Origin of the sequence: Streptococcus mutans, assembly GCF_006739205.1 — a bacterium.
Taxonomy (GTDB): domain Bacteria; phylum Bacillota; class Bacilli; order Lactobacillales; family Streptococcaceae; genus Streptococcus; species Streptococcus mutans.
Genome location: NZ_AP019720.1, coordinates 1,394,909 through 1,420,480, shown reverse-complemented (window position 1 = coordinate 1,420,480; position 25,572 = coordinate 1,394,909). Strand labels below are relative to the sequence as shown.

At 36.3% G+C, this 25,572-nt stretch carries 17 protein-coding genes and 2 pseudogenes; 17 read left to right on the top strand and 2 right to left on the bottom strand.

Annotated features, from left to right (window positions below; translation table 11 throughout):
• Window positions 1-15: 15 nt before the first annotated feature.
• Together nrdE and FNL60_RS07195 are read right to left on the bottom strand one after the other, a co-directional pair.
• A complete protein-coding gene (nrdE, locus tag FNL60_RS07200; RefSeq protein WP_002280257.1) occupies window positions 16-2,175 on the bottom strand; it encodes a class 1b ribonucleoside-diphosphate reductase subunit alpha in 2,160 nt (719 codons plus the stop codon).
• Between the two features lie 199 nt (window positions 2,176-2,374).
• Window positions 2,375-2,599, bottom strand: coding sequence for a redoxin NrdH (locus FNL60_RS07195; protein WP_002261872.1), 225 nt, complete (start codon window positions 2,597-2,599; stop codon window positions 2,375-2,377).
• A 255-nt stretch (window positions 2,600-2,854) separates the two neighbouring features.
• Here FNL60_RS07195 and acnA point away from each other — a divergent pair, with 255 nt between their 5' ends.
• From acnA to FNL60_RS07105, 17 genes and pseudogenes are all read left to right on the top strand, one after another.
• Complete coding sequence (gene acnA, locus FNL60_RS07190) at window positions 2,855-5,521, top strand: aconitate hydratase AcnA (protein WP_002280258.1); 2,667 nt, start codon at window positions 2,855-2,857, stop codon at window positions 5,519-5,521.
• Between the two features lie 4 nt (window positions 5,522-5,525).
• Window positions 5,526-6,645 (top strand): annotated as a pseudogene (locus FNL60_RS07185) (citrate synthase).
• Window position 6,646: 1 nt separating this feature from the next.
• Window positions 6,647-7,828, top strand: a complete 1,182-nt coding sequence (gene icd / locus FNL60_RS07180; protein WP_002280259.1) for an NADP-dependent isocitrate dehydrogenase — start codon at window positions 6,647-6,649, stop codon at window positions 7,826-7,828.
• Between the two features lie 667 nt (window positions 7,829-8,495).
• Window positions 8,496-9,293 (top strand): putative ABC transporter permease, encoded by a 798-nt coding sequence (locus FNL60_RS07175; RefSeq protein ID WP_002262983.1) that lies wholly within the window; start codon window positions 8,496-8,498, stop codon window positions 9,291-9,293.
• Between the two features lie 164 nt (window positions 9,294-9,457).
• Complete coding sequence (locus FNL60_RS07170) at window positions 9,458-9,721, top strand: phosphocarrier protein HPr (RefSeq protein ID WP_002262984.1); 264 nt, start codon at window positions 9,458-9,460, stop codon at window positions 9,719-9,721.
• Window positions 9,722-9,725: 4 nt separating this feature from the next.
• Entirely contained in the window at window positions 9,726-11,459 is a 1,734-nt protein-coding gene (gene ptsP / locus FNL60_RS07165; protein WP_002311895.1) for a phosphoenolpyruvate--protein phosphotransferase, read from the top strand.
• Window positions 11,460-11,688: 229 nt separating this feature from the next.
• A complete protein-coding gene (gene gapN / locus FNL60_RS07160; protein ID WP_002262986.1) occupies window positions 11,689-13,116 on the top strand; it encodes an NADP-dependent glyceraldehyde-3-phosphate dehydrogenase in 1,428 nt (475 codons plus the stop codon).
• A gap of 669 nt (window positions 13,117-13,785) precedes the next feature.
• Entirely contained in the window at window positions 13,786-14,178 is a 393-nt protein-coding gene (nmlR, locus tag FNL60_RS07155) for a stress response transcriptional regulator NmlR (protein ID WP_002263345.1), read from the top strand.
• On the top strand, window positions 14,178-15,020 hold the full coding sequence (locus FNL60_RS07150) for an aldo/keto reductase (protein WP_002264601.1): 843 nt from the start codon (window positions 14,178-14,180) through the stop codon (window positions 15,018-15,020). The genes nmlR and FNL60_RS07150 overlap by 1 nt, the downstream gene beginning before the upstream one ends.
• A gap of 9 nt (window positions 15,021-15,029) precedes the next feature.
• Window positions 15,030-15,896, top strand: a complete 867-nt coding sequence (locus FNL60_RS07145) for an aldo/keto reductase (RefSeq protein ID WP_002280119.1) — start codon at window positions 15,030-15,032, stop codon at window positions 15,894-15,896.
• Window positions 15,897-15,937: 41 nt separating this feature from the next.
• Window positions 15,938-16,276 (top strand): carboxymuconolactone decarboxylase family protein, encoded by a 339-nt coding sequence (locus FNL60_RS07140; RefSeq protein WP_002280120.1) that lies wholly within the window; start codon window positions 15,938-15,940, stop codon window positions 16,274-16,276.
• Window positions 16,277-16,686: 410 nt separating this feature from the next.
• On the top strand, window positions 16,687-16,872 hold the full coding sequence (locus FNL60_RS07135; RefSeq protein WP_002263341.1) for a macro domain-containing protein: 186 nt from the start codon (window positions 16,687-16,689) through the stop codon (window positions 16,870-16,872).
• 307 nt (window positions 16,873-17,179) lie between these two features.
• Window positions 17,180-19,735: pseudogene (locus FNL60_RS10625) on the top strand (dynamin family protein).
• Between the two features lie 15 nt (window positions 19,736-19,750).
• Window positions 19,751-23,065 (top strand): ATP-binding protein, encoded by a 3,315-nt coding sequence (locus FNL60_RS07125; RefSeq protein ID WP_002280121.1) that lies wholly within the window; start codon window positions 19,751-19,753, stop codon window positions 23,063-23,065.
• Window positions 23,066-23,068: 3 nt separating this feature from the next.
• On the top strand, window positions 23,069-23,758 hold the full coding sequence (locus FNL60_RS07120; protein ID WP_002280122.1) for an HNH/ENDO VII family nuclease: 690 nt from the start codon (window positions 23,069-23,071) through the stop codon (window positions 23,756-23,758).
• Window positions 23,755-24,156, top strand: coding sequence for an SMI1/KNR4 family protein (locus FNL60_RS07115; RefSeq protein ID WP_002263338.1), 402 nt, complete (start codon window positions 23,755-23,757; stop codon window positions 24,154-24,156). The genes FNL60_RS07120 and FNL60_RS07115 overlap by 4 nt, the downstream gene beginning before the upstream one ends.
• 674 nt (window positions 24,157-24,830) lie before the next feature.
• Window positions 24,831-25,328, top strand: coding sequence for a YkgJ family cysteine cluster protein (locus FNL60_RS07105; protein WP_002275033.1), 498 nt, complete (start codon window positions 24,831-24,833; stop codon window positions 25,326-25,328).
• The last annotated feature ends 244 nt before the right edge of the window (window positions 25,329-25,572 follow it).

Here is a 25,572-nt window from a genome sequence, read left to right as displayed (position 1 = left end):
ATCCTTACTGTTCAGTTAAATCACACAGCTTTCACATTCATTAGCACCAACTTCATCACCATCATCAGTGAAGGTGCGGATATAGTAGATGGATTTGATACCCTTGTTGAAGGCGTAATTGCGCAGAATAGACAAGTCACGTGTGGTTTGTTTGCTCTCTGTTTTCCATTCATAAATGCCTTGTGGAATATCACTGCGCATAAAGAGTGTCAGTGACATGCCTTGGTCAACGTGTTGTGTAGCTGCGGCATAGACGTCAATCACTTTACGCATATCCATGTCATAAGCAGAAGTATAGTAAGGAATGGTATCTGTTGACAGTCCAGCTGCTGGATAATAGATTTTCCCGATTTTCTTTTCTTGACGCTCTTCAATTCGACGGGTAATAGGGTGAATGGATGCAGAAACATCATTAATGTAAGAAATAGAACCATTTGGGGCAACGGCAAGGCGATTTTGATGATAAAGGCCATCTTTCATAACTGCTTGACGAAGGGCTTCCCAATCTTCAGCTTGTGGAATGAAATGATTTTTGAAAAGTTCTTTAACTTTATCAGATTTTGGTATAAACTGACCAGTTACATATTTATCAAAATAAGAACCATCAGCGTATTTTGATTTTTCAAAACCGACAAACGTTTCTTGGCGTTCGCGGGCGATATTATTGGATTCGACTAGAGTCCAGTAATTCATGAGCATAAAGTAAATATCAGTAAACTCGATGGATTCAGGGCTGCCATATTCAATATGATTTTGTGCCAAATAAGAATGCAGTCCCATAGCACCAAGTCCAAAAGTATGTGCCTGCTTATTGCCGTTTTTGATAGAAGGGACAGCATCAATATGTGATGAATCTGTAACGAAAGTCAGAGCACGTGTCATGGCTTTGATAGAACGACCAAAATCAGGTGAAGTCATCATATTGACAACATTTGTGGAACCAAGATTACATGAAATATCGGTTCCCATTTTAACAAATTCTTGCGCATCGTTAATAAGGCTAGGATTTTGAACCTGAAGAATTTCAGAACACAAGTTGGACATAATAATTTTGCCATCAATTGGATTGGCACGGTTAGCTGTATCAATATTGACAACGTAAGGATAACCAGATTCCTGCTGTAATTTAGAAATTTCAGTTTCCAAATCGCGAGCCTTAATCTTTGTTTTGATAATCTTAGGGTTGGCGACCAATTCATCATACTTTTCAGTAATATCAAGATAGTTATAAGGAACACCATATTCACGTTCAATAGAATAGGGACTAAAGAGGTACATGTCTTCGTTCCTGCGAGCCAATTCATAAAACTTATCAGGAATGGTAACACCCAAAGAAAGTGTCTTAACACGAACCTTTTCGTCAGCATTTTCCTTCTTGGTTGAAAGAAAGGCCATGATATCTGGATGGAAGACATCTAAATAAACAACACCAGCACCTTGACGCTGTCCAAGTTGGTTAGAATAAGAAAAACTATCTTCAAACAGCTTCATAACAGGAACAACACCAGATGCAGCTCCAGCAAATCCTTTGATAGGAGCACCAGCTTCACGCAGGTTGCTTAAGGAAATCCCAACACCTCCCCCAATACGAGACAATTGCAAAGCGGAGTTGATCGAACGTCCGATTGAATTCATATCATCAGTCACTTGAATAAGGAAGCAAGAAACCAATTCACCTCGGCGGCTGCGCCCGGCATTAAGAAAAGAAGGTGTGGCAGGCTGATAACGCTGGGCAATCATTTCCATGGCTAAGTCATGAGCTAAATTCTCATTGCCATCAGCAAAATAAAGGGCATTGAAAAGTACGCGATCTTCAATGCTTTCTAAGTATTCTTCTCCATCATTGGTTTTTAGAGCATATTGTTGATGAAATTTATAAGCCGCCATAAATGATTTAAACTGAAAATCATAAGCATGAAGATCCTGAGACAGCTGTTCAATAAATTCTGACTTATATTTAGCAATAAATTCAGCTTCGATATAGTCATTAGCCACTAAAAACTGAATTTTATCAGTAATGCTGTCAAATGTCTTGGTATTTGGCTTGACATTTTCTTTAAAGAAAGCTTCTAAAGCTTCCTTATCCTTATGAAGTGGAATTTGTCCATTAATAGGACGATTAATTTCATTGTTTAGGCGAAAGTAAGAGATATCGCCAAGATTTTTTAAACTCATCTATCTAATTCCTTATTATTCTTTGACATAAGAAGGGGGTTGGAAATTTCCCAACCTCTTTCTTTAAAATATAGTGATAAAACGCAAGGGTAAGAAATTTTAATTGCCAAAGCAAATTGAGGTATTTCCCCAGTTCATTAGTTGTGGTATAGAAATGCCTCTAGCAATGAACATGTTGCTGATTTTGTTATCGAATTGCTTAAATAATGGTTTTCAATTTAGCAGGCTGAAACCCTGAGAAGACAAGATCGCTTGTTTCAATAACAGGAGCGGCAGTAAATCCTAGACTTTTGACATATTCGATTTTTTCCGGCTGTTCATCAATATTGATTTCTTCGAAATCAGCGTTATGTTGTTCTAGGAACTTCTTAGTCATTTTGCATTGCATGCAGTTATTTTTTGAAAAAACAGTAATTTTAGCCATTTTTTCCTCCTAAATTTTTTAACTTTTATAAGTTGCTTTATTAGCATATCTAAAAATAAGAAAAAAAGCAAGGGAAGTTACTCAAAAAAACACAAAATATAGTACCGAAGTTTTTTAATTCCCACAAGATATAGTGTTAGTCTCAGTTATCTATCTTTATGTTATAAAACATAACATAAAATGCAAGCTTTTCCTTGTTTAATCATTCAGATAATTGTATAATTTTAATTAATATAAGAAAAAAGGAGACTGATTATGATTAATTATACATCAACTTTTACGTTAAATCGGCAAAAATATCACTATATTGATTTGGTAAAAGCTTCTAAAGACTATGATATAGAGCTTGATAGTCTCCCCTATACAATTAAAATTTTACTTGAAAGTTTATTGAGAAAACACGATGACATTTGTGTCACAAAAAATAACATAGAAACTCTTTTTCATTATAATTCAAAAGCTCCTAAAGGAGAAGTACCTTTTAAACCTAGTCGAGTCATTTTGCAGGATTTCACAGGTGTTCCTGTTGTTGTTGACTTAGCTTCTATGCGGGATGCTGTCGTTGAAAATGGCGGCAGCCCAGATTTAATCAATCCTGAAATTCCAGTGGATTTAGTTATTGATCATAGTGTTCAAGTTGATTTTTTTGGAAATCAAGACGCATTTGACGCTAATATTGATTTAGAATTTGAACGAAATAATGAGCGTTATGAATTTCTTAAATGGGCTGAAAAAACTTTTGAAAATTATCGGGCCGTTCCTCCAGCAACAGGTATTATTCATCAGGTCAATCTTGAATTTTTGAGTGATGTGATTATTAATAAGGATGGTTTCTTATATCCAGATTCGATGTTTGGTACAGACAGTCATACAACCATGATCAATGGTATCGGTGTTTTAGGCTGGGGTGTCGGTGGCATTGAAGCCGAAGCAGCTATGTTAGGAGAAGCTTCTTATTTTCCCATCCCAGAAGTCATAGGTGTCCGTCTTTATGGAGAGCTTCCTAAAGTAGCGACAGCTACAGATTTAGCACTTAAGGTGACCCAAAAGCTGCGCTTAGAAAATGTTGTTGGCAAGTTTGTTGAGTTCTTCGGCCCCGGTTTAGCTGGACTTTCTTTGGCAGATCGCGCAACGGTTGCCAATATGGCACCTGAATACGGTGCAACCTGTGGTTATTTTCCGATTGATGATGAAACCTTAAATTATATGAAATTGACCAATCGCTCAGCAGAACACATTGCACTAACAAAAGAATATGCCAAGCGAAATCATCTTTACCATGATATGACAAATCTGCCTTCCTACACTAAAATAGTTGAAATTGATTTATCAGCCATTAAACCTTCTATCTCAGGCCCTAAACGGCCTCAAGATTTGATTGAATTGGGTCAAGCCAAAGAAGAATTTCAGGCGAGTTTGGTACGTCAGTCTGGTGTCCGCGGTTTTGGTCTAGGAGCTGATGAGTTGGCTAAAAAGGCGACTGTTCATTTTGATGATGGTCAGGAATTGGAAGTCAAAACAGGTCATGTTGCCATTGCAGCCATCACTTCTTGTACCAATACTTCTAATCCCTATGTTCTTTTATCAGCTGGACTTTTGGCTAAAAAAGCAGTTGAGCGTGGTTTATCGGTTGCCAAAACGGTGAAAACATCCTTAGCTCCAGGTTCTAAAGTGGTTACTGCTTATTTGCGAAAGAGTGGTCTACAACCCTATCTGGATAAGCTTGGATTCAATTTGGTTGGCTACGGTTGTACAACTTGTATTGGTAATTCAGGTGATTTGGTTCCAGAAGTTGCCAAGGCTGTTCAAGAGAAGGATTTATTAGTTAGTGCAGTTCTGTCAGGAAATCGGAATTTTGAAGGACGGGTCAATCCACTCGTCAAAGCTAATTTCCTAGCTAGCCCGCCTTTAGTTGTTGCTTATGCTTTGGCAGGTACTACCAATATTGACTTAACTTCTGAGCCTTTAGGCTATGATAAAAATGGCCAGGCTGTTTATCTTGAGGATATTATGCCTGCAAAAGAAGAAGTACTGTCTTATATTGAACAGTTTGTAACGGCTGAATTATTTGAAGAAGAATATGGTCATGTTTTTTCTGATAGTCAAAAATGGAATCAGATCGAAACAGAGAATTCCAAAAATTACCAATGGAATCAAGTCTCTACCTATATTCAAAATCCTCCTTATTTTGAGAATCTGACAAATACTGAGAACAAAATAGATTTAAGTGCATTAAAGGTTTTAGCCAAATTTGGAGATTCTGTAACCACAGATCATATTTCCCCAGCAGGTAATATTGCGAGAAATAGCCCTGCAGCTCGTTATTTAGAAGAAAATGGGGTGACTTATGCTGAGTTCAATTCTTACGGTAGCCGTCGTGGTAATCACGAGGTCATGATGCGAGGAACTTTTGCAAATATTCGTATCAAAAATGAATTAGCTGATGGCAAAATCGGTGGTTACACAAAATATGAAGGAGAAATCTTACCGATTTATGAGGCTGCCATGAATTATAAGAAAAACGGTGTTTCTACTATTGTTATTGCAGGAAAAGACTATGGTATGGGCTCTAGCCGTGATTGGGCTGCTAAGGGTGCCAATCTTTTAGGTGTCAAGGTCGTCTTAGCAGAAAGCTTTGAGCGGATTCATCGTTCTAATTTAGTCATGATGGGAATTTTACCTCTACAATTCCTTGATGGTCAAACGGCTGAAAGTATCCAATTAACAGGATACGAAACTTACACTGTGGAACTTCCTGAACAGCCGCAAGTTCATGATATTGTTAAGGTAAAAGCTACTTCTAAGGAAGGGACTAAAGAATTTCAAGTGCTCTTACGTTTTGATGCGGATGCTGATATTCGCTATTATCAAAATGGCGGTATTCTTCCAATGGTTGTGCGTAAAAAATTGAATGGAGGTTAAGTCTATGGCAGAAACAAATGGCTTAAAGGACATGATTGCCTGTGATACAAGAATTAGTGCCATCAAGGATAATAAACTCTCGTATGCAGGTTATGATATTGCTGATTTAATGGACAATAAGGCTCGGTTTGAAGAGGTCATTTACCTCCTTTGGAATCTTCATTTACCAACAGCAATTGAACTGAAGCAATTTGAAGAGAAATTACGCAAAAATTATGCGATAAGTGATGCCATTGAACAATGTATTCTCATTCAATCGCGCCAGCACTTGCATCCCATGAGTGTTTTGCGTTCAACGGTAAGTCTATTAGGCGTTTATAATTTAAAAGCTGAGGAAAGAAGTGTAGAAGCTACTTATGACCAAAGCATTCAGTTGATGGCCAAGATACCGACCATTATTGCAACCTTTGCAAGATTGCGTCAGGGGCTGTCTCCTATCGCTCCTAGAAAGGATCTTGGCTTCGCTGCTAATTTTCTATATATGTTAAATGGTCGCCTTCCAAGTGAATTAGAGATTTTAGCTATGAATCGTGCGCTTGTTCTACATGCTGAACATGAACTCAATGCCTCTACCTTTGCGGCTAGGGTTTGTGCCTCAACTCTATCAGATATTTACTCTTGTGTAACAACAGCTATTGGAACCTTAAAAGGTCCCTTGCACGGTGGTGCCAATGAGCGTGTATTTGATATGCTAAGAGAGATTCGTGAATACGGGGATGTTGACAGTTACTTGCAAGAAAAACTCAACTCTAAAGAAAAAATCATGGGCTTTGGGCATCGCGTTTATCAGACACAAGATCCACGTGAAAAATATTTGCGCGAAATGGCTAGAGAATTGACCAAGGGAACAGAGCATGACATTTGGTATCAATTATCCAAAAAAGTTGAAATTTGTTATGAAGCAAAAGAAAAATCTAATTCCTAATGTTGATTTTTATTCGGCTACTGTTTACCATGTTTTAGGTATTGATAGTTCTATTTTTACCTTAATCTTTGCCATGAGCCGTGTTTCGGGTTGGATTGCCCATATTCAAGAGCAACAAAAAAATAACAAATTAATCCGTCCGCGCTCTCACTATACTGGTATGAGGAAGTTACGCTATATTCCTATTGAAAGGAGATAAGATGGCAGAAAAAGTAAGTTTTGAAGAAGGAAAATTACAGGTGCCTGATAAGCCCATCATTCCTTACATTGAAGGAGATGGTGTTGGTCAGGATATTTGGAAGAATGCGCAAATCGTTTTTGATAAAGCCATTGCTAAAGTTTATGGAGGTCACAAGCAGGTTATTTGGCGGGAGGTCTTAGCTGGTAAAAAAGCTTATAATGAAACAGGCAACTGGCTGCCTAATGAGACTTTAGAAATTATCAAGACGCATTTACTTGCTATTAAAGGTCCATTGGAAACTCCTGTTGGAGGTGGCATTCGTTCCTTAAATGTTGCCCTGCGTCAAGAATTGGATCTCTTTGCTTGCGTGCGGCCAGTGCGTTATTTCAAAGGTGTCCCTAGTCCACTTAAGCATCCTGAAAAAACGGCTATTACTATTTTTCGAGAAAATACTGAAGATATTTACGCAGGTATCGAATGGAATGCGGGTACAGCAGAAGTTCAAAAGGTCATCAACTTTTTACAAGATGATATGCGGGTTAAGAAAATTCGTTTTCCAAAAAGCAGCAGTATAGGGATTAAACCTATTTCAATTGAAGGCAGCCAACGTTTGATTCGTGCAGCTATCGAATATGCTCTGGCCAACAATCTGACCAAGGTAACTTTGGTTCATAAAGGAAATATTCAAAAATTCACTGAAGGTGGCTTTAGAAAATGGGGCTATGAATTAGCAAAACGTGAGTATGCTGCCGAACTTGCCAGTGGTCAATTGGTAGTTGATGATATTATTGCTGACAATTTCTTGCAACAAATTCTGCTCAAGCCTGAGCATTTTGATGTAGTTGCCTTAACGAATCTCAATGGGGACTATGCCAGCGATGCCTTAGCAGCACAAGTTGGCGGTATTGGTATTTCGCCAGGAGCTAATATTAACTATCAAACGGGACATGCTATTTTTGAAGCAACCCATGGAACGGCTCCAGATATTGCAGGTCAAGACTTGGCCAACCCATCTTCTGTTTTATTATCAGGCTGCATGCTTTTTGACTATATTGGTTGGTCAAAAGTCTCAGATTTAATCATGAAAGCTGTTGAAAAAGCTATTGCAAATGGTCAAGTTACCATTGATTTTGCCAAGGAACTAGGGGTTGAAGCATTGACAACCCGTCAGTTTTCTGAAGTTCTATTGACTTATTTATAGAGAATAGACAAAAATTGGTAATTCGTAATGAAATGGCAATTTCGATTAAATTACTGTGTTAGATGGAAACCACTGCACAATAAAAAGTCCGGAATACTTTTATCTCAGTCGCTTTGTTATTTTGAAATATGTAAGAAAAGGGCTATTCAGACTGAAGACAAACCTATTTTCCAACGTAAAAAAATTTTGAGCTCTGCAAATTTCAATTTTAATTTTTCTTATTTGCGAGCGAAGCGAGCTCTAAACGAGATTTTCCGCCGTGATAAAAGTGCCTGAAACTTTAAAGTTTCAGGCACTCGGAAGGTTTGAGACCTTAGGCTCAAATCTTAACTGACCACGGGCTGCGGATTGTGGCAAAAAGATGAGTCCTCCTAGAATCTTAATGATTCCGCGTCGTACTCCCTATTTTGCCTTTATCCGCTTAACACCCTTTGTATCTTGGTTTTAGGTATGGAATTCCGAAGGCTGAAATAGTCATAAAGCTATTTCAGGTTGGGACATAAGGAAACGAAAGTTTTCTCATCGCTACCGTCCGTATCACCTAAGGAAAGTCTCAAAAGAAGACTTTTTCTACATTCTCAGGTCTATTATGATAAAATTATGTTATAGAAGGACACTATTAAAAAATAAGAAAAATTTTTGACATCTTAATAGTGAAGGTAAATTCATGTGGTATTCTATATCGAATCTTGTTTTTCTCTTTTTTATCTATTCTTTTATCGGATGGCTTTGGGAAACAGTCTACTGTTCATTAAAAGATAAACAGTTTGTCTATCGTGGATTTTTAGCAGGGCCTTACTGTCCTGTTTATGGTTTTGCGGTAACAACTGTTTTGTTTTTGACGAAACCCTTTCAGGAAAATTTACCAATCTTATTTTTTGGCGGTCTTATTATTGCGACAGTTTTTGAATATATGGCGGCTTGCTTCTTGGAGAAGGTCTTTCATATGAAATTATGGGATTATAGCCAAGAATCAGGAAATATTAAAGGCCGAATTGCTCCTCGCATTTCTTTGTTTTGGGGAATTGGTGTTGTTTTTCTTGTGAAATTCATCCAGCCCTCAGTTATGCAGTTGTTGGCAAAGGTAAATGCTTGGTGGGCTTTGGGTATAGCCTTGTTTATGACAGCTGATTTTATTTGGACAGTGAGTGACTTGGCTAGCTTTCAGCGGGCAGCTTTATCTTTAGAGCGGAAAATGAGTGCGGAAGGTAAGGATATTCAGGCATATTTAAGAGAAATCTGGGGAAATTTGGAAGAAGAAACAGACTTTTTTTATCTGAGTCTCAGACAGTTTCATTTGCAAATTGAAAAGATGTTTCGAGAAAAAGGTATTCAGCCTTTTCGCTTCCATCAACGCCGCATGTTGCGCAATTACCACAAATTAAAACTCAAGGATGCCCCTTTTGTGACAGCTGTTCATAAGCAGCTAGCTTCTGTAAAAAATAAAGATTTCAAAAAAAGGTAGTTTTCTGATTTAACAATAATAATCTTTACTGTTTTTTCATGGATTATTTTCAGAAAAAGTGGTTTAAAGATTGAAAATAAAAAAGCATTGTGCTATAATCTCTAATTGTAAGGGTTATCATTTGATAATTCAAAAAAACACATACTAAAAAGGAGAACCATACTATGGCTTCAAAAGATTTTCACATTGTTGCAGAAACAGGAATTCATGCACGCCCAGCTACTTTGCTTGTTCAAACAGCAAGTAAGTTTGCCTCAGATATTACACTTGATTACAAAGGAAAAGCAGTAAACCTTAAGTCAATTATGGGTGTTATGAGCCTTGGTGTTGGTCAAGGTGCTGATGTTACAATCACTGCTGAAGGTGCAGATGCAGATGATGCAATTGCAGCTATTAATGAAACGATGACTAAAGAAGGATTGGCTTAAAGATATGACAGAAATGCTTAAAGGAATTGCAGCATCTGATGGTGTTGCTGTTGCTAAGGCATATCTACTTGTTCAACCGGACTTAACATTTGAGACTGTTTCAGTCACAGATACACAAGCAGAAGAGGCTCGTTTGGATGCAGCTCTAGAAGCTTCTCAAAACGAGCTTTCTCTTATCCGCCAAAAAGCAGTAGATACCCTTGGTGAAGAAGCCGCAGCTGTATTTGATGCTCATTTGATGGTTCTTGCTGACCCAGAGATGATTGGGCAGATTAAAGAGACAATTCGTACAAAAGAAGTTAATGCAGAAAGTGCTCTCAAAGAAGTGACAGATATGTTTGTTACTTTGTTTGAAAATATGGAAGACAATCCCTATATGCAAGAGCGCGCTGCAGATATTCGTGACGTTGCCAAGCGTGTTTTGGCACACCTTCTGGGTGTTGAATTGCCAAACCCAGCAACGATTAGTGAAGAATCTATTGTAATTGCTCATGACTTAACGCCATCTGATACGGCTCAATTGGATGCTAACTATGTTAAAGCTTTTGTGACGAATATTGGTGGACGCACAAGTCATTCTGCTATTATGGCACGTACACTTGAAATCGCTGCTGTACTTGGTACAAATGATATTACAGAGCGTGTGAAAAATGGTGATATTGTTGCCGTCAATGGAATTACTGGTCAAGTGATTATTAATCCAACTGAAGATCAAATTGCAGAGTTCAAAGCAGCTGGTGATACTTATGCTAAGCAAAAAGCAGAATGGGCTCTCCTTAAGGATGCTGAAACGGTTACTGCTGATGGTAAGCACTTTGAATTGGCAGCCAATATTGGTACACCTAAAGACGTTGAGGGTGTCAATAACAATGGTGCTGAAGCAGTTGGCCTCTATCGTACAGAATTTCTATACATGGATTCGCAAGATTTTCCAACTGAAGATGAACAATATGAAGCTTATAAAGCTGTTCTTGAAGGTATGAATGGCAAGCCGGTTGTTGTCCGCACGATGGATATTGGTGGTGATAAGGAACTTCCTTACTTTGATCTTCCAAAAGAAATGAACCCATTCCTTGGTTTTCGTGCACTTCGTATTTCAATCTCAGAAACAGGCAATCAGATGTTCCGCACACAGTTGCGTGCCCTTTTGCGTGCTTCTGTTCATGGTCAGTTGCGTATCATGTTCCCAATGGTAGCTTTGCTCAATGAGTTCCGTAAAGCTAAAGGTATTCTGGAAGAAGAAAAGGCTAATCTTAAAGCTGAAGGCGTTGCTGTTTCAGATGATATCCAAGTTGGTATCATGATTGAAATTCCTGCAGCTGCAATGTTGGCTGACCAATTTGCTAAGGAAGTTGATTTCTTCTCAATCGGTACAAATGACCTTATTCAATACACCATGGCTGCTGACCGTATGAATGAACAAGTATCATACCTCTACCAACCTTATAATCCATCCATTCTTCGCTTGGTTGATCATGTGGTTAAGGCTGCTCATGCTGAAGGTAAATGGGCTGGTATGTGCGGTGAGATGGCTGGCGATCAGACAGCAGTTCCTCTTCTTGTTGGTATTGGACTTGATGAGTTCTCTATGTCTGCAACATCGGTTCTCCGTACACGCAGTCTTATGAAGAAATTAGATACTGCTAAAATGCAAGAACTTGCTCAGCGTGCTCTGACAGAATGTGCAACGATGGAAGAAGTTCTTGAGTTAGAAAAAGAATATATTGATTTTGACTAATTCGTTTAAATAAGAAGAGAGTAGGTTGAGGTCTGTGATTGTTGAGCAATCATAGGAAGCCATTTTACTTTCTTCTTTTTTGTTTGCTTTTTTGAAGACAAATCTATTATTTGCTGTTTGACAATAAAATGAAATTTTTTAATTTTCTGAATTTTATCGTATCAAAAGATTGAAAAAAATGAAAAAAATGATAGAATAAAATTATTACAGTAAAAAAGGAGACATTACTTTGACAAAACAATATAAAAATTATGTCAATGGCGAGTGGAAGCTTTCAGAAAATGAAATTAAAATCTACGAACCGGCCAGTGGAGCTGAATTGGGTTCAGTTCCAGCAATGAGTACTGAAGAAGTAGATTATGTTTATGCTTCAGCCAAGAAAGCTCAACCAGCTTGGCGATCACTTTCATACATAGAACGTGCTGCCTACCTTCACAAGGTAGCAGATATTTTGATGCGTGATAAAGAAAAAATAGGTGCTGTTCTTTCCAAAGAGGTTGCTAAAGGTTATAAATCAGCAGTCAGCGAAGTTGTTCGTACTGCAGAAATCATTAATTATGCAGCTGAAGAAGGCCTTCGTATGGAAGGTGAAGTCCTTGAAGGCGGCAGTTTTGAAGCAGCCAGCAAGAAAAAAATTGCCGTTGTTCGTCGTGAACCAGTAGGTCTTGTATTAGCTATTTCACCATTTAACTACCCTGTTAACTTGGCAGGTTCGAAAATTGCACCGGCTCTTATTGCGGGAAATGTTATTGCTTTTAAACCACCGACGCAAGGATCAATCTCAGGGCTCTTACTTGCTGAAGCATTTGCTGAAGCTGGACTTCCTGCAGGTGTCTTTAATACCATTACAGGTCGTGGTTCTGAAATTGGAGACTATATTGTAGAACATCAAGCCGTTAACTTTATCAATTTTACTGGTTCAACAGGAATTGGGGAACGTATTGGCAAAATGGCTGGTATGCGTCCGATTATGCTTGAACTCGGTGGAAAAGATTCAGCCATCGTTCTTGAAGATGCAGACCTTGAATTGACTGCTAAAAATATTATTGCAGGTGCTTTTGGTTATTCAGGTCAACGCTGTACAGCAGTTAAACGTGTTCTTGTGATGGAAAGTGTTGCTGATGAACTGGTCGAAAAAATCCGTGAAAAAGTTCTTGCATTAACAATTGGTAATCCAGAAGACGATGCAGATATTACACCGTTGATTGATACAAAATCAGCTGATTATGTAGAAGGTCTTATTAATGATGCCAATGATAAAGGAGCCGCTGCCCTTACTGAAATCAAACGTGAAGGTAATCTTATCTGTCCAATCCTCTTTGATAAGGTAACGACAGATATGCGTCTTGCTTGGGAAGAACCATTTGGTCCTGTTCTTCCGATCATTCGTGTGACATCTGTAGAAGAAGCCATTGAAATTTCTAACAAATCGGAATATGGACTTCAGGCTTCTATCTTTACAAATGATTTCCCACGCGCTTTTGGTATTGCTGAGCAGCTTGAAGTTGGTACAGTTCATATCAATAATAAGACACAGCGCGGCACGGACAACTTCCCATTCTTAGGGGCTAAAAAATCAGGTGCAGGTATTCAAGGGGTAAAATATTCTATTGAAGCTATGACAACTGTTAAATCCGTCGTATTTGATATCAAATAATAATCTAAAAAACTTGAGCTCATCTGTCAGTTGTAGTAGTTGGATGAGTTCAGTATGTGAGGCTGGAACAAAAGTGCTCCAGCCTTTTTATTGTACAGGGGTTTTAATTAACACAGTGGTTGATTGGAATTTTCGCACCTTGGCTTTTAAACTCAAACTTTTAACAGACCACTGAACTGTTAAAGTATACTTTGCTTTGCAAATGATAGCTCCAATTGTTTGGGAAACAGTTGGAGCTTATCTAAGCTCATGAGGTCAGTTTCTGTCAATATCTAATCCACTTTGCGGAAGGTGAACTGACAAAATCGAATCGTCATTTCATTACGATTTGCTGATTTTTATCCATTCTCTTTTCGATCATTCGTCAAGTATATCAAAGCACTTTAAAAATTAAACTAAGGGATTCAGAGTGTAGATAAAGTCTCGATTAGGGCTCGCTTCGCTTGCAAATCAATGCCATTTAAATTGGTATTTGCAGAGTGTCAAAACATATATGTATAGAAAAAGCAGACTTGTCTTCAAGTTGCTAAGGGGTTATTATATAATTTTCAATCTTTATTTTCCTCTTTTTAAGAGTATAAGTTGGATTTTTCATTGGTTTTAACTTGACTTGAAGTAGACTTTAAGGTTTATAATGAATTTATAAAATCCAAAGAAAGAAGTGATGTTATGAATATTAAAAAAGTAAGTGAAATAACTGACATATCAGCGGATACTATTCGTTATTATGAGCGTATTGGTCTTTTGCCGCGAATTACAAGAACAAATTCCGGCGTTCGTGATTTCACAGAGCGTGAGATTGGTATTTTGGAATTTGTCCGCTGTTTTCGTAAGGCTGGCATGAGTGTTGAAGCCTTGATTGAATACATTTCTCTCTTAGAAGAAGGAGAAGGTACAGAAAGAGAACGGCTGCGTTTACTAACGGAACAGCGTGATGAAATGGATGATCGTATTTACGAACTTAATCAAGCGCGTGAACGTCTCAATTACAAAATTGAAAATTATGAAAATATTATTCAAAAGCATGAACAGAAATTGTTCACAGAAAGTGAGGAAAACTAATGGAAACTGTAGTCTTATCAAATGGTGTGAAAATGCCTATCTTAGGTTTTGGTGTTTTTCAAGTGCCTGATCTGGAAGAATGTGAGCGTGTAGTGACTGAAGCTATTAAGGTGGGCTATCGTCTCCTTGATACAGCACAAGTCTATGGCAATGAGGAGGCCGTTGGAAATGCAGTGCGCAAATCAGGTCTGGCTCGGGAAGAATTCTTCATTACAACCAAGGTCTGGATTTCTAATGCGGGCTATGAAAAAGCTAAAGCTTCTCTAGATGAATCGCTGCGCAAATTGCAGACAGACTATGTCGACTTGGTGCTTATTCATCAACCTTTTGGCGATTACTATGGTACTTGGCGTGCTCTGGAAGCATACTATAAATCCGGCAAAATCAAAGCCATCGGTGTCAGTAATTTTTACCCAGATCGTTTAGTAGATTTGGCAAGCTTTAATGAGATTGTACCTATGGTCAACCAAGTCGAAACCCATGTTTTTAATCAACAGATTGAAGCTAAAAAGGTTAGTGAGGAATACGGTGTTCAGCTGGAATCTTGGGGACCTTTTGCAGAAGGTAAAAATAATTTCTTTATTAATCCAACTTTAACAGCTATTGGTGAAAAGTATGGGAAATCTGCTGCTCAGGTTGGTCTGCGCTATCTTATCCAGCGTGGCGTTGTTGTCATTCCAAAGACGGTCCATCAAGAGCGTATGGTACAAAATTTTGATGTCTTTGACTTCAATTTGTCCGACGATGATATGGCAGACATTTTGAAATTGGACCAAGGTGAAAGTCTCTTTATCAACCATTACGATCCTGAAACTGTTAAGTTCCTGGCAAATTATAAATAGGAGAATGTTATGGAATATATAACCTTAAATACAGGTGTGAAAATGCCCATGGAAGGATTCGGTGTTTTTCAGGTGACTGATCCAGAAATTTGTAAGGAATCTGTGCTTAATGCTATCAAAACAGGTTACCGTCTCTTTGATACAGCGGCTGTCTATGGTAATGAAAAAGCATTGGGAGAAGCAATCCATGAAGCCATTGAGCAAGGTTTGGTGACGCGAAATGAGCTTTTTATCACCTCAAAACTTTGGGTACAGGATATGAATTATGAGGCTGCTAAGAAGGGTATTGAGCGTTCTTTAGAAAAACTTGGTTTGGATTATCTTGACTTGTATCTCTTGCATCAAGCCATGCGCGATTATTTTGGTGCTTATCGTGCTCTGGAAGAAGCCTATCAGGCAGGCAAGCTCAGAGCTATTGGCGTCAGCAATTTTTATCCTAATATTTTGACGAATTTCTGTGAAACGGTGTCGGTTATTCCAGCAGTCAATCAAATTGAATTGCATCCATTCTTTACTCAAGAAGAAGCTTTGGAGATTGCTCGTTATTATGGTGTTGTGCCAGAAGCATGGGCGCCTTTAGGCGGTGGACGTTATGACGCTTTTAATAATGCTATTTTGCAGGAAGTTGCTAGCGCTCATCAAAAAACTGTTGGACAGATCATGTTGCGCTGGAATGTTCAACGCGGTGTCGTTGTTATTCCAAAATCAATCCACAAAGAGCGTATTGAAGAGAATTTCGCTATTTGGGATTTCAGCCTAACAGACGATGAGATGACCAAAATAGCTTCGCTGGATATGGGTTATGGAGATACGCGGACAAAACATTTCGATCCCAATTTTGTCAGAAGTGTTCTCAATGTTAAAATTCATGATTAAAAGTGAATCATACTATTAAAATCAAAAAGAAGGTAAAACTTATGACTATTAAACAAACCGCTGGGCGTGATAGACTTGGTGATTTCGCTCCAGAATTTGCTCATTTCAATGATGATGTGCTTTTTGGTGAAAACTGGAATAATCAGGATATTGATCTCAAAATGCGCTGCATTATTACTGTAGTAGCTCTCATGTCATCAGGTGTTACAGATTCTTCTTTAATTTATCATTTGCAAAATGCCAAAAACAATGGTGTAAGCAAGAAAGAAATTGCTGCTATCATTACACATGCCGCTTTCTATGTCGGCTGGCCAAAAGCTTGGGAAGTTTTCAACTTAGCCAAAGACGTATGGGAGGAAAAATCAAACAAAAGCCACTAGTATTTCGCAGGACATGACGAAGGTGATTGAAATATGAAAACAATTGACAAACTGATAAATTTTATTGCACCAAATGTTGATTTACCCTAAGGAGTAAACAAAAACATGTTTTTTCGTGGCTGGATGAATCAATGTTTGCTAGAAGATGTTAGTCAGGACTTTATCCACCTGCAAGATCAGTATTTACAAAATCAATTAGTCAAAAAAGTGTGATAGATGTAAATGATTTGACGCCTGATCACGGAAATATCTATCTTTGGTGAGGAGATATTACAAAGCTGAAAGTAGATGACATTGTTAATGCAGTTAACAGCAAACTACTGAGATGTTTTGTTCCCAATCATAATTGTATTGATAATGTTATTCATTTGTGGACTGGAGTTCAATTGTGACTGGTCTGTTACCAGTTGATGTTAGAACAAGGGCATGATGAGCCAACTGGGCAAACAAAAATCACATCTGCTTTTAACCTTCCAGCCAAGTATATTTTGCATACGGTTGATCCTATTATTATAGGACAGGTTAGTCAGAAAGCCAAGGACTTGTTGGTTTCCTGCTATCAATCTTGTTTAGATTTGGTCATTAAAAACAGATGAAGTCTTTTTCCAAAAACTTGCTGTTATCATTCCACTTGAAGTTTCCCAAAAAATCAATACTCTTAATTAGAAAATGGAAACTTGGATATCATAAGATAGAAAGAAGTCGTTCAAAAATATGAGCGGCTGTTTTTTAATACTAGGGTAAATAGATTATCTATCGTATTGTATTGTACTGTACTGTGATATTATTTTCAAACTGCTTTTGTTCTTTGGATAGCTGTTTTAATTGAATTCTTCAAGAATAAGTTAGTCTTATAAAGTATATGATATAATATTGTTAAAATAATAAGATGAAGTGGAGAATATGGTTAAAGTCAAGATTAGCAGCAATCCGTATCAAAAGGAAATTTTGTTTGATAAATGGAATAATCAAGCAGGAGTTTGGAAGTCTATCTCTTATCAGAATAATGAAAACAGCAAACTTATATCTGATAAGATGAAGCGATCATTTTTACCTTTTACAGTAAAAGAAATTATTGACATTATTATTGAAGAATATGATGATGGCAGTGATATTGAGTTGCAGTTTGAAGGAACAGATGATGAGTTTCAAGAACTTATTTACTTGATTAAGGCTCCTTATTCGAGAATTAAAGTTTTGAAAGGGGGGAGATCCTTAGAAAATGCAAGAAAAGTGTTACCAAGGATTGCAACAATTTTTGATAAGACTTTAGAGATTATTCCTGAAAGTTTAGATGATGATTCCGATATTAAAAAATTCAAGCAATCATCGGATAGCTCCTTAATTCCAGTAATCATCGTTGGAAATTATAGTTCTGGTAAATCAAGTTTTATTAATTCGCTTATTGGAAGTGATATCTTACCAAATAGTGACCGTCCAATCACAGCGAAAGTATTTGAAATTAGAAAATCTCCTCAACCTAATGTTTCACAAATCAATTTTTGGGTAAAGGATACAGCTGTTCAAATTAATATTTATAATAATGCTTATACTATTGTTCAAGGTCAAGAGTGTATTGTTGATGTTTTACCAAACATTGAGCAGCAATTCGAACAGATTAATGTACGAAATTCAGATACCATTTTGCACATGTTTTTAAAGGTTATCAATCAATATGAAGGTACAGATAATTCATTTACAATTTCTGATTTGATAACTATTAAAGTTCCTTTTAAATAAGGAATTTTAGCAGAGTCAGACAAACAATATGTTATTTTTGACACACCAGGTTCAAATTCATCATCCAATAAAAATCATTTTAAGGTTCTAAAAAAGGCTCTGCAAAATATGAGCAATGGTCTCTCTCTTTTTGTATCAGATTATACTTCTTTGGATACAGTAGATAATGAGAATTTATATGAAGAATTACGAAGTATCAAGGAAATTGATGATCGTTTTACTTTAATTATTGTTAATAAAGCTGATATGGCTGGTCTACCAAAAGAAGGGTTAGATGAAAGACAAATTCAACAAATTTTGAATCAATCTATACCAAGAAATCTTTATTCTGAGGGTATTTTCTTTGTGTCTTCTGTCATAGGACTAGGTTCAAAAAATAACGGTCAATTCATTAATGATAATTATGACCGTATCTTCAAAAAGTCTTTAAATGAATTTAATAATAGCCAGTCAGAATATTATCAAGAACTTTATCAGTATAATATCGTTCCCAAGCAGCTGGTCTCTCGGATGAAAGAGAATGTCAGAAAGGAAAGCAAACAACTTATCTATGTCAATAGCGGACTTTTTAGTATTGAAGATGAGATCGAGATGTTTGCAAACAAATACTCTGCTTATAATAAATGTCAGCAAGCAAAACTCTACCTTGAAAAGATTATTGAGAGAACGGATGCTGAAATTAGTCGTCTGAAAGCTGATTCAAGCAGAGAATTGAAATCTCTGCAAGAGGAGCTTGAAAGAAATAAACAAAAGATAATTGAAGAAGTGGATCTTAAAAAACAAACTAATGACAAAAGTTTTGAAGCTGATTACACTGAGCAAATGCAGAGTAAGTCAATTGATAAGGAGAGGCTGTTCTCTTTGTCACACTTGAAAGATTTGAGTGATCGTTTATATGTTAATGCGAGAATTGCTTTCAGTTTAGATAGCTATGAAGAACGCAATAACCAGACAAATGAAAAATTGAAAACTAACCTAAAAACTAATTTTGAATCTTTTAGGAAAACCATAAATTTTGCAGCGATTAAGCCTGCTTACAATCAATTACAAGATGATTTTAGAGATAAAAATAGAAACAATGAAAAATATGTAAAACAAAAGAACAAAGCTTTTGAACAAGTTTCTCAACAATTGCTTGATCACGCAAAAACAACTTACCAGAAAGAATTAATAGAGCTCAAAAATAAATTATTCAATTTGTCTGTCGCATTCTGGGAGTTACATTCTAATAAACTAAAAGATAACCTTTCAGAAGTTATCGGGGCTGCTGAAGCTCTTTCTTTTGAAAAGCGTGAAGACATTAAGAAATTGATTTTTGACTATGAATATATAACTCTTGAGAATGATGAGTCTAAAATTTTTAATCGCAATAACTTTAAATTAGGAATTCAAATTGGTGATCTAACCTTATTTGGAAATTCGCATAAAATTGACTTAAAAAAATTAACCAATAAATACAATCAATCTTTGAATGAAGAAACAGAGATTCTAGTATCTCAAATTAAAGATTACCATCTCAACAACTATAAAGACTGGGCAGATAATCTGTTGCAAGTCATTAAGCAGAATATTGTTGACTTTAATCCTGATTTAAAGAAAACAAATGATTTAATCGTAAACAAAAATCTTCAAATTGATGATTATGAATTAAGACTGAATCAACTTAAGATCTATTCTCAAGAAATTGTAAATTTATTAGCTTGGAAGAAAAGTAACTAGTTAGAGGATTAAATAATGGGGATTAAGAATGTTATCAGAAAAGTAGCCGGAAAAGGGGCTGATACTGTTGCAAAACTGTCGGCTCTTAGTCCAGATCAGTTAGAACAAGTACAAGCTAAACGTGAAGAGTTTTTATCAGATTTTCCCAATATGACAGGAGCTGAGACAGAAGAATTAACCAATCGTTTGTTAGCTGCTAATGCGGTAGAAATTTACAATGCCTATCTCCCGCAAATTGAAGATCTTTATATTCCAGTAGAGAAAGAAACTGAGTATGGTGAAGATTTTAGATCATCTAATAATATTCGCTACATTAATATCACCAAATGGGTAATTGACAAAAAAGAAAATAGTCTTGAAAAATTGGTTAATGTTTATGAAGTATTATCCAATGATGCTTGTAACATCTCTTTAGTTTTCCATCGCAAAGTTATTAAAACAGATGTTTATCTAGCCATTACTAATATTGACAATGATGATAATAATGTTGATATTGAAAGTTATCGAAGAAGACTTGAATCTGCTATTCAAGGAAATTTTCCAGGTTCTTCTTGGAAAGAAGAAATTGGACGAGGAAAGCTACCTTGCTTTAATAATAATGCACATTATTCTGTGGCAACTGCTTCTAATGTTCCAACTGAAAAATCTGAAAAATTCGTTAGTCAGACCATCGAGAAGTTGTTAGATGGTATCATTCCAGCAACAGCTCAGCAAGAATATATTTTAGTACTTTTAGCCACACCGATTCAGGATATTGCTGAAAGAAAATTGATCTTATCGCAGATTTATTCTGATTTAGCTCCTTATGCTTCTTGGCAGACTAATTATACCTATACAGAAGCTGATGCGCGTGGTTCAGCAGCAACAGTTGGCATTAATGTCGGTGCCAGTGCCGGAACACAGACTGGGACAAATTCATCTGTTACTGTGGAAAACAATGTCGGTGTCGATACTCCTGTAGGTTTAAAATTTGGTATAAATGAAAATGTTAGCAACAGTACTACTCTAGATATTAATATAAGTAGAGCAAGAACAATTGGGAAATCACTTTCTAAAGCATTTTCAAAATCAATGACAAAAGGAACTTCGTTAGCTAAAACTGCAAGTAAAGCCGTATCAAAATCAACTGCTTTAGCTACAGGTGCTTCAAAGGCTCTTAATTTTGGTATGAACTTTGGTGCTAATTTTGCTAGGACTTCCAATGTGACTGCAACTATTGGCAAAAATGAAGGGATTACCCAATCCTTTACCAATCATAATATTAAACATGCGCTGGAATTGTTAGAAGAACAGATGAAGCGCTTAGAAAAAAGTACCGCTCTTGGTATGTGGGACTTCGCGGCCTATATTCTTAGTGAAGATCAAACTGTTGCCAACAATGTAGCCTATTCTTATCTTGCTTTAACACAAGGGGAAGAATCCCATATGTCTCAGACTGTTGTTAATTTATGGCGTGGAGATGTTCAAGAAGAACAAGCTAAGGCTAATGAAATTTTTGGCTACTTAAAAGATTTGCGGCATCCTATGTTTGCACTCAATCCAGAGCTTTTAGAAAATGATGAATCTTTCAGTGTCTATCCGGCCGTTGTGACTGCAACAACCGCTTTGTCTGGAAAGGAGCTGGCTTATTCACTCAATTTTCCACAAAAATCAATTGCTGGACTTCCGGTTTTTGAGTGTGCAGAGTTTGGTCGTAATATTAATTCTTATGAAGAGACAGAAAGGGACTTTGTTAAATTAGGAAAAATTTTTCATATGAACCATACTGAGCAACTAGATGCTAAAATCAGTCTGAATTCTTTGGCTTCTCATACTTTTATCTCTGGGAGTACTGGAACAGGTAAAAGTAATACGGTATACGAGATTTTGGATGAAGTCCGCAAACATGGTGTAAAATTCCTTGTCGTTGAACCAGTAAAAGGTGAGTATAAACATATCTTTGGAAATGATGAGAACGTTTCTGTATATGGAACCAATCCAGAACTCAGCGATCTGTTGCGCATTAATCCATTTGCTTTTCCAAAAGGAATTCATGTTTTGGAACATTTGGACAGACTTATTGAAATTTTCAATGTATGTTGGCCAATGTACGCTGCTATGCCAGCAGTTCTCAAAAATGCTGTTGAAAGGGCTTATGAGGATAGTGGCTGGGATTTATTAAAATCGATAAATTCTTACGGCGATCTTTATCCGACTTTTGCAGATGTCACACGAAATATCAAGGAAATCATTGATTCCAGTGAATATGATAATGAAAATAAAGGCGCTTATAAAGGGTCGTTGCTTACACGTTTAGAGTCATTAACAAATGGGATTAACGGTATGATTTTTACCAATCAAGCTATTACTGACAAAGAATTGTTTGATGAAAATGTGATTATCGATTTAAGTCGTGTTGGTTCAACGGAAACGAAGTCACTCATTATGGGAATGCTAGTTCTAAAGTTGCAAGAATATCGCATGACTCATACAGATAGTTTGAACAATCTTTTGAAACACGTGACCGTTCTTGAAGAAGCTCATAATATTTTAAAACGCACTTCCAATGAACAATCCATGGAAGACAGCAATCTTGTTGGTAAGAGTGTTGAGATGATTGCTAACGGAATTGCTGAAATGCGGACTTATGGTGAAGGATTTATCATTGCCGATCAAGCTTCTGGTTTAATGGATATGGCTGTTATTCGAAATACCAATACTAAAATTATTATGCGTTTGCCAGATTTTTCTGACAGAGAACTAGTTGGGAAATCGGCTAATCTCAATGATGATCAAATTACGGAACTAGCTAAACTTCCCAAGGGTGTTGCAGCACTTTATCAAAATGAATGGATTGAACCAATCTTGTGTAAAATCGATCAGTTCAATGGTTTAGAAAACTGTTTTGAATATCACAATCAAGTTACTAATCCAGAAAGTCATTTTTCCAGAGATATTGTGGTTGAATATCTAAGTAGCAAAAGGGTAGACGAACAGATTTTAAAGGAAATTAATTTTAAACGCTTCCTTTCTCAATTGGGAATAGACAGTTTGACTGTCCGCAGAATTTTAGACTGGGGTCGAGAACCTTTTAGCATGCATAGCTATTCTCAAATTGTGAGTCAACTTTATCCGGAATTGCTTGATTTGCTGCGAAAACAATCACTGAAAGATACAGATGTAGCAACCATGACAGATACTTTACAAAATGAAATTAATAATAGAGTATCTGATTTGCTATCAGAACAAGCAAAACGGGATCTTCTTCAGGCGACAATGACTTATTACTATCTTTATGAGCTTAAAAATAATTCTGCTTTTCAAGATTGGACGAATAATGGGGGATTTTAATTCATGGTATTTGAAACACTAAAACACTCAGGGAGTGAAACCAAAGTAAGCACTGGTGAAATTGGGCAAAAAAATAGTGAAATTGCATCAAATAAGGTAGATTCGGATCAGCGTATCCATCCTGTTGATGTGGTAAATGTGAAAGATAGCGATCAAGGATTAAATATAGCTGAAAGGTTTATAGCAAAAGAAAGGGGGTATTCTGAGCCTGCAATAAATTTAGCTAATAATCTGGATGAGCTAGAATCAGGAAAATACTACTCAAAAGAGATTCAGAAAGCTGCTGAACAACCACCTGAACAATTATCAGTTCTTAAAGATGAGAGATTAAAACAAAGAACTGTAAATGAAAGAGAAGTCTTACAGCACGATACAATTGATTCAAAAGAATTTTTGGATGTAAAATCACAATACAAGTTGGATGGTGAAGTAAGATATTTGACTAATCTTGAGAGGATGGAGAGGGGTTTTGCACCGATAGATGAAAGTGGGAAACCATTTAATCTGCATCATATTGGTCAAAAAATGGATTCGCCACTTGCTGAATTACCTGATCAGGTTCATAAGGATAATTATAGTAAGTTACATGCAAATAAGGGCCCTTCTAATATTGATAGAGTAGCCTTTGCTAAAGAGAAACAAGAGTATTGGAAAGCTAGAGCAGAACAAATTAAAGGAGATACTTCAGCATGATTTTAGATATTTTAAGAGATAATGGATATAAATTAGAAGAAGATTTTTCTAAAGAAGTAGCGAAAGCTGAAACTATATTAGGTATTACATTTGCAAAAGATTATAGAGAGGCTCTAGCTAAGTTTGGAAATTTTGAAGTAAATAATCACGAGTTTACAGGTGTACAGTTTGAAAATTATTTGAATATTGTTGTAGCTACAGTAGATAATAGAGAATATTGCCATGAGGATACGACCAAAATGTATGTGATTGAAGAATTAGGGGTTGATGGTATTGCTATTTGGCAAAATTCAAAAGGAGAAATTTTTCAAACGATTCCTAGAAAAGAGGTTAAACCTGAGAAAATTTATGATACATTCTTAGAATATTTAGAGAATGAAGTGCTTGATTCAAAATAATCAAGATACTACTAAAACAATAGGAAACCTACATGACGAAACATTATAAATTTCTATTTTTCGAAATGTCTAAGAATTATAAAACCGAACAAGAACTCATCAAATAATAAAAAGGCTTAAAATCAGTTATTAGAAACATTGGCTTTAAGCTTTTTTAGATATCACAATATTTTTAACTAGAAAATGAGTTTTACCTTTGCTTAGACTCATGGTTTATCAAAACAGGTCATCTAAATTTCTTTTACTATAAAAATAAGCTGCATTTCTTTGGTAGATTCAACGATAACACAGAAGATATGATTAGGGCAGGATAGATAATATGCATTGTCTATTTTCCATTAGTTCCGTTTCTTACTCTCTTAAAAACATCATCGGTAGAAAATCTCTTAGTTGTAGTGACAGTTCGTTTATCAGTTTCATCAAGTTTGTTTTCAAGCTTATCTGTTAGTAAAAAGTATTATTCTAAACTCATCACTACCATGGAGGGATAACTATTTTTTATCAGAAATACTGATTTTTTATTCTGAATCACCTCAGCTTCCACTTCGCTGAAATGATTTTTCAAGTTTGATACTAGCCTGATATTAAGCATGAGTGTTCCTCCCAAATTTTAGATGAAATGACAGAAAGAAAATGATATAATTTCAAGGACTAGAATTAAAGAAAGTATAATAATGACACAAGAAATTGATATTGGGAAATACCATCAATTAGCACTGCAGAAGCAGAAAGAACACCGCAAATTTCTAGCGACTCTTAAGAAAAAAGCACCTAAAAATCTGGATAAGATTGTTCAAGAAGTTCATACAGAAGTTTTTAGGGAAATTGACTGTACTAAGTGTGCTAACTGCTGTAAAATTCTGGGACCACTTTTTACGGAATCCGATATTAGTCGTATTGCTAAACATTTTCGTATGAGACTCCCAGTCTTTGAAGATATGTATTTGCGTGTGGACGAAGACAATGACAAGGTTTTTAAGTCTATGCCCTGCCCCTTTTTAGGAGAGGATAATCTCTGTTCTATCTATGATATTCGCCCCAAGGCCTGCCGTGAATTTCCTCATACAGATCGTAAAAAAATTTATCAAATTAACCATCTGACTATCCAAAATACTCTTATTTGTCCTGCTGTCTATCTTTTTGTAGAAAAATTACAAGAAAGGCTGGCTTAAGAGTAAAACTCTTGATTTCTATTGAGTAATGAAATGGAAAGGAAGCTCCTTTTGTGAGATAAGATTTCTGTATGTAGTGAGAAAGGGAATCATATACTCTTGTAATGATAAAAAAACAGCCTTATTAAAGTGTGCATTATTTTATGACTCAATTATTGGAATATATAGCACAATGCTTAATCTTGAGACGTCCTGATAAACATGATATAATGAACAAATAATATTTTAAGGAAATTAGGAAAAA

Bases quoted from the DNA above. Each gene is read 5' to 3' on its own strand.
- nrdE (WP_002280257.1), bottom strand. From the start codon at position 2,175: ATGAGTTTAAAAAATCTTGGCGATATCTCTTACTTTCGCCTAAACAAT.
- FNL60_RS07195 (WP_002261872.1), bottom strand. From the start codon at position 2,599: ATGGCTAAAATTACTGTTTTTTCAAAAAATAACTGCATGCAATGCAAA.
- acnA (WP_002280258.1), top strand. From the start codon at position 2,855: ATGATTAATTATACATCAACTTTTACGTTAAATCGGCAAAAATATCAC.
- icd (WP_002280259.1), top strand. From the start codon at position 6,647: ATGGCAGAAAAAGTAAGTTTTGAAGAAGGAAAATTACAGGTGCCTGAT.
- FNL60_RS07175 (WP_002262983.1), top strand. From the start codon at position 8,496: ATGTGGTATTCTATATCGAATCTTGTTTTTCTCTTTTTTATCTATTCT.
- FNL60_RS07170 (WP_002262984.1), top strand. From the start codon at position 9,458: ATGGCTTCAAAAGATTTTCACATTGTTGCAGAAACAGGAATTCATGCA.
- ptsP (WP_002311895.1), top strand. From the start codon at position 9,726: ATGACAGAAATGCTTAAAGGAATTGCAGCATCTGATGGTGTTGCTGTT.
- nmlR (WP_002263345.1), top strand. From the start codon at position 13,786: ATGAATATTAAAAAAGTAAGTGAAATAACTGACATATCAGCGGATACT.
- FNL60_RS07150 (WP_002264601.1), top strand. From the start codon at position 14,178: ATGGAAACTGTAGTCTTATCAAATGGTGTGAAAATGCCTATCTTAGGT.
- FNL60_RS07145 (WP_002280119.1), top strand. From the start codon at position 15,030: ATGGAATATATAACCTTAAATACAGGTGTGAAAATGCCCATGGAAGGA.
- FNL60_RS07140 (WP_002280120.1), top strand. From the start codon at position 15,938: ATGACTATTAAACAAACCGCTGGGCGTGATAGACTTGGTGATTTCGCT.
- FNL60_RS07135 (WP_002263341.1), top strand. From the start codon at position 16,687: ATGTTAGAACAAGGGCATGATGAGCCAACTGGGCAAACAAAAATCACA.
- FNL60_RS07125 (WP_002280121.1), top strand. From the start codon at position 19,751: ATGGGGATTAAGAATGTTATCAGAAAAGTAGCCGGAAAAGGGGCTGAT.
- FNL60_RS07120 (WP_002280122.1), top strand. From the start codon at position 23,069: ATGGTATTTGAAACACTAAAACACTCAGGGAGTGAAACCAAAGTAAGC.
- FNL60_RS07115 (WP_002263338.1), top strand. From the start codon at position 23,755: ATGATTTTAGATATTTTAAGAGATAATGGATATAAATTAGAAGAAGAT.
- FNL60_RS07105 (WP_002275033.1), top strand. From the start codon at position 24,831: ATGACACAAGAAATTGATATTGGGAAATACCATCAATTAGCACTGCAG.